Annotated in this window: 4 protein-coding genes and 1 pseudogene; 3 read left to right on the forward strand and 2 right to left on the reverse strand. The window is 61.3% G+C overall.

Annotation, left to right across the window (positions count from 1 at the left end):
• The first annotated feature begins 117 nt into the window (after positions 1 to 117).
• Positions 118 to 981: a class I SAM-dependent methyltransferase gene (locus DDE13_RS21630; protein WP_162631168.1), complete on the forward strand. Its 864-nt coding sequence runs from the start codon at positions 118 to 120 to the stop codon at positions 979 to 981.
• A gap of 39 nt (positions 982 to 1,020) precedes the next feature.
• Here DDE13_RS21630 and DDE13_RS21635 read toward each other — a convergent pair whose 3' ends face one another.
• The gene (locus DDE13_RS21635; protein ID WP_111406280.1) at positions 1,021 to 2,490 is read right to left on the reverse strand and encodes a class I SAM-dependent methyltransferase; all 1,470 of its coding nucleotides are present in this window, start codon (positions 2,488 to 2,490) and stop codon (positions 1,021 to 1,023) included.
• Positions 2,491 to 2,767: 277 nt separating this feature from the next.
• Here DDE13_RS21635 and DDE13_RS21640 point away from each other — a divergent pair, with 277 nt between their 5' ends.
• Complete coding sequence (locus DDE13_RS21640; RefSeq protein ID WP_162631169.1) at positions 2,768 to 3,697, forward strand: NAD-dependent epimerase/dehydratase family protein; 930 nt, start codon at positions 2,768 to 2,770, stop codon at positions 3,695 to 3,697.
• Between the two features lie 70 nt (positions 3,698 to 3,767).
• On the opposite strand, the pseudogene DDE13_RS21645 reads toward DDE13_RS21640, so the two are convergent.
• Positions 3,768 to 4,025 (reverse strand): annotated as a pseudogene (locus DDE13_RS21645) (transposase domain-containing protein); the annotation flags it as partial.
• A 304-nt stretch (positions 4,026 to 4,329) separates the two neighbouring features.
• Between DDE13_RS21645 and DDE13_RS21650 the strand changes: the two are divergent.
• The gene (locus tag DDE13_RS21650; protein WP_111406282.1) at positions 4,330 to 5,397 is read left to right on the forward strand and encodes an integrase core domain-containing protein; all 1,068 of its coding nucleotides are present in this window, start codon (positions 4,330 to 4,332) and stop codon (positions 5,395 to 5,397) included.
• The last annotated feature ends 154 nt before the right edge of the window (positions 5,398 to 5,551 follow it).

Consider the following 5,551-nt stretch of genomic DNA (forward strand, 5'->3'; position numbering starts at 1 on the left):
ATGGGCTTCGTCTTCCTCGTCTCCGCCCTCGACTGGCTCAGATGAATGCAGACACGGCCTAGGGGTCTAGCAGGTTTAAGAGAACTGTGGCCAGAAAAAGAGCGGGAGAACGACAGTATGGAAGGCGTTTGGGAAGATTTTATCTCGCTGAATTCGCACAAAGACCATGATTTCGACGTTCTCGGACCGGCCGCAGACTATCGCGCGACCGATGCACATACTGACTGGTCCGCCGAAACCTTTCATGTCGATTTCGATGCGGCTGTTCAGAGAGACACCGGCCCGCTGCCGCTAACTGAGGACCGCGAAGGCTATTACGGCCCGCATCACTTCAGCTACTGGGCAAGCGGGCTGCGCGACGTGCGCAATCTGCGCGCGGCCTGCGACAGGCTTGGCGTCACCCTGAACGATTATCTCGATCTCGGCTGTTCCAGCGGGCGTGTCATCCGTCACATGGCCTATCAGCATCCGGAGGTTCGCACCTATGGCTGCGACATCAACGCCGCGCATGTGGTCTGGGTCACGAAGTATCTGCCCGAAAGCCTGATCATCTTCCAGAACCATTCGATCCCGAGCCTGCCCTTGGCGGACAACAGTCTCGATCTCGTGACCGCGTTCTCGGTCTTCACCCATATCGAGGCGTTCGAAACGACGTGGCTGATGGAATTGCGGCGGGTATTGCGGCCGGGTGGCATAGCATGGATCACCGTGCACACGGAAAACACATGGAACGACATGCGGCCCGGTTGGCCCATCCATGATGCCATGGCGGCACATCCGGACTTTGCGAAGCTGCCGGACGGCGCGCCGCTGCCGGATGGAAAATCCGTGTTCCGCTGGCATGGCGCGCGCTCCTATTCGAGCAACGTGTTCTACACCTATGCCTATATCCGAAAGCATTGGGGCCGCTACTTCGAGATCGCGGAAACACACAAGCAGTTACCGGATTTTCAGGACGTGCTGATCCTTCGCAAGCGTTGAGATCCGCGCCGGCAGCGGTACTGCCCGCCCAGCCCGCTGTCAAACCGAACGGTCATACTTGTCGAGATGCATCGGCAGATATGGCGGTACGTTCGGATCCGGGATGTGGCGCGGCACCGCGACCTTGCCGCGCCAAGCAACTCCCAGCACCTGCATCGTGTTGAACAGGCGCGTGCTGAACCCCGCCTGACGGAATGCGTAGAGGCCCCGTTCCACGAAGGGCGATGTCAGGTCATGGAACACCACGAGGGCCGATTGGTCGAGATGGGGAATGACGGCGAGCGCGTCTTGCCGTGGTCCGTCGCTATCGTGGTTTCCGTCGATGAACGCGAAGCTCCATGGCGCATCCCCACTTGCGCGCGCCTCGGGGACCATGTCGGGCGAAAATCCACCCCAGAGACGGTAGCTTCCGGGGTCTGACACGGCATCCAGAACGGACCGCACCTGTTCTATGCGAAGCGCATGGTTCAGTTCCGGGTCGATGCAGTCGACCTTCAATCCTGCCCTTGCAAGATGCGCGGCCGTCCAGCCGAAATGCGTGCCGATCTCCAGCCCGCGCTTTCCTTCGAACTGCCGCGCCAGAGTGTAGAGGCAGGCGGCCTCCTCCATCGAGGCGTTTCCGGTCCGCCAGGGTTTGTCGTCGCGCAGATCGGAGCGCCACAGATGCGGCACCTGCGCGCGCAGATAAGGCCAGTTTACCTCCTGTGGATTCTGTGCGATCGCGTGCGGGAAATGTACGGAGAGGTCCGGGGTGTCGAAGCCCGGCGGGGTGTAGTCGTAGCGCGCTATCCCATGAGCCTCGCGCGCTTGCATCTTGACGCCAGCGTAGCCCGTGTAATCCGTGCGCCACAAGAGCGGCGGCATATGCCCGTGCGTCGGGTCCGCAAAATAATCTTCGTATGCCTTCCTGGCACCCTGCCAGTGGCCGTAATCGTCCACGATGAAAACACCCTTCTCGGCGAGGCGCGGCCAGAGATGCGTGAATTCCGAAAGCGTGCTGTCGTAGAAATCTGTGTCCAGCCGCAAAAGCGCGATCCGTCCCGTGCTGGTCTTTGCCAGCGTCTGGCGCACGTCCCCCTTCACGAAACGGACGAGCCCCATGTCGTATCCGGTCGATGCGAGGGCCACGCGCACATCCTCCAGCGATGCCGCGGCCCGAACGAGGGTAGCGACCGTTTCACCGTTGATGCCGGCCATCAATGCAGCCGCGTCGGCGCCATGCATGTCGAGATCGTTTTCGCCGGGTTCGGTCATTCCCTCGAACGTGTCGAACAGGATGATCTCGCGATGCGCGCCGCGGTCTAGCAGCGTCAACGCCATGATCATCGCTGCGCCGCCGCGCCAAACGCCACATTCGACGAAGCTCCCGCCGATACCGTTGTCGAGGATCGCATGGACAGCCTGATGGACGGCAAATCCCCTCTCAGGGGAAATCATGGTAAAGGGCTGGACCCGCTCCCAAATGTCCGAGAATGCAGGGTGCATTGAGAAATCGAAGTCATCCTGCATCGTCCATCTCCACCAGTTGTGGAAGATCTGTTACCACCACTATGACGCGCGCCCAATCGCTATCTTGGCGATTGCCGTGGGCCCATTGACGGCAATACTGCCGCTGTACCTGTTGCGCGGGACGGAGGCAGTTCACGCATCGCGGCAGGGCGCTTGCGCGTGGGCAAACGCTGTTGCGGCCCTTCCGCGGCGCGAAGAGGTTGCTGGTTGTCTGTACACTGCGAGCGGGCTACCCCTTGGGGGCACGGGAGAGCCGTCAGTAAAAGGAGCCCGCCGTATGGCCAGGACATTGAATGGCGCAAGGGTACTCGTCGTGGGCGGAGGCGGCTTCATCGGACGGCACGTGGTGCGGGCGGTGAAAGACGCCGGTGCCCAGCCGGTCGGCATGGATCTCGTCGCGCCCGACGGGGACCTTGCCAATGTACCTTGGGTTACGGGCAGCGTATCAGACCCAGCGCTCTTTGCCACGGCCGCAGCGGGATGCGACAGCGTCGTGTTCCTCGCCAATTCCAGCCTGCCCAACACCGCGAACTTCGATCTGGCGGCCGAAGTCGGGGCACATGTCCAAGTATCGGTGAAGGCCGCGGAGATTTGCAATGACCAGGGTGTGCGCCGCTTCGTCTTCGCCTCGTCCGGCGGCACGGTCTATGGCAACGACTCCGCGGAGCCGTTGACAGAGAACGCGCCCACCAGTCCCCGCAACGCCTATGGCGCATCGAAGCTTGCGATCGAGCACTATCTCCGGCTGATCGGCGCCATGCGGCCCATGTGGACTGTTGCACTTCGGGTATCCAACCCGTTCGGCGAGGGACAACGCGCGTTGCGCAACCAGGGCTTCGTCGCCGCAGCCATGCAGCATGCGATATCGGGGACGACCATGCCAATCTGGGGCGACGGGACGGTCGAGCGGGATTTCATCCATGTCCACGACGTGGCCCTTGCCTTCGTCGCGGCGCTGGTGGCCGAGGCGCCGCCGGCGACTGTGAACATCGGGTCAGGGCAGGCCGTATCGCTAAGGCAGATGCTTGCAGAGATAGAGACGGCGCTGGGTGCGCCCGTGCCAGTCGCATACGAGGCCGGGCGCGTCGTGGACGTTAAACGGAATGTGCTTGACGTCGGACTTGCGCGGCGGACACTCGACTGGTCGCCGCGCCTGCCGCTGGCAGAGGGCCTCGCCCGCACCGCCGCATGGTGGCGCGCGCAGTAGGTCCTCTCAAACACCTCCTGTCGTGCGCGTTCCTCAACACCTGTTGATTTGTAAGCGCTACGGCGTTTCCCTATGCGGCGAGGCTTGACGGCTTCGCATAGCACCACGGCATCAGGTCTTTGATGCGATTTTGCGGGTGGCCGTCGAGGATCGCGCGGAGGGTGGCGGCGAGATAGTCGACCGGGTTCACGCCGGACATCTTGCAGGTGGCAACGAGCGAGGCGAGCATGGCCCAGTTCTCGGCGCCGATTTCATTCCCTGCAAATAACGCATTCTTCCTTGTCAGGGTGATCGGTCTGATCTGATTTTCGACCGGGTTGGTATCCAGCGGAGGGAGAGGGACCGGAATCGAACCTTCTCCACCCTCTAAGGCATTGTTTTAATTGATGCGACTGATGGTTCGAATCGTCATTTGGTTCAATCGCGACTGGCAGCGAAACACGCCCGCAGCGTCAAGATTGAATGCATGGACAAGACAGAGGCCTTGGAACACCCCCAGCCCAGGTTTGATGACGGTCATCTGCCGGCTTCGGCGTTTTTGACCTTCCCTGAGAGGGGTGCCAAAATGTAAGCAAGGCCCATCACGTTGACATGGCGGCATTTTTTTAAGCGCTGTGGTGGAGCCCGGCAAGATGAAATCAACACTATCCCTCCTTCTGGTCTTCCTGAACCAGTTCTTCATGCCGCGCCACAACGCACAAATGAGGCTGCTGAAGGCCCAGATCATGATCTTGCGGGCCCGTATCCCGACGCAAAGGATTATCCTGTCGCCCGCCGAGAAAGCCGAACTCATTCGCATCGGGGCTGAATGCGGGCACGAGATCGAGGGGCTCATGGAGGTGGCCAAGCCTGCCACCTACAAGCGCTGGCTCGCTCAGATGCGTGTCGGGACCCCTTTCAAGGCGGTAGGACGGCCGCGCCTGACCCAGGAACTGCGCGACGTCGTCATCCGCATCGGGTCCGAAAACCTCCTTTGGGGCTACAAGCGCATCGCGGGGGAACTGAAAAAGCTGGGTCTCTACGCCGGCGCCAACTCGGTGAAGCGCATCCTGAACGAGGCGGGCATCCACCCGAGCCCTGAGCGACGCAAGAAGAAGCCCGCTCTGCCGTGGACCACGTTCATCCGGGCGCATATGGACACCATGATCGCCTGCGATTTCTTCACCAAGACCGTCTTTACGCTCCGCGGGCCAAGGACGGCCTATGTGCTGATGTTCATCCATCTTGGCAGCCGCCGCGTCTACTGCAGCGCTCCGACCTATGCTCCGGATTCGGCGTGGGTGACCCAGCAGGCCCGCAACACCTTGATGTGGTGCGCTGAACAAGGGATCACGCCAGATTTCCTGATCCGCGACGCCGACACCAAGTTCAGCGCCAGCTTCGACACCGTCTGGGCATCGCAGCGCGCTCGGGTCATCCAGATCCCGCACAGGGCGCCCGACGCCAATGCCTTCGCGGAATCGTTCATCGGCACCATCAAGCGCGAATGTCTGGATTTCTTCGTCTGCTTCAGTCGATCGCAGCTCGATTACATCCTGCGAACCTGGGTGCGCCATTACAACACCGAGCGCCCACATCGTGGACGGGACATCGGGAACAACGTGCTGCACGTCGATTTCCGGCCCGTCCGCGACGGCCCGATCCGCCGCAATCGCCAGCTTGGCGGCATTGTCACTTCGTACACCCGCGACGCAGCGTGAATGCACTTTTTCCGAGCAATATGATCAGAATGAGAGGCATCGGCGAGTTCAACTTGTCGGGCTCCACCTCCGCCCTCAAAAATTCGTTTGCTCTAGGCCGTGTCTGCATTCATCTGAGCCAGTCGAGGGCGGAGACGAGGAAGACGAAGCCCAT

The organism is Meridianimarinicoccus zhengii, assembly GCF_003254465.1.
Lineage (GTDB): Bacteria > Pseudomonadota > Alphaproteobacteria > Rhodobacterales > Rhodobacteraceae > Meridianimarinicoccus > Meridianimarinicoccus zhengii.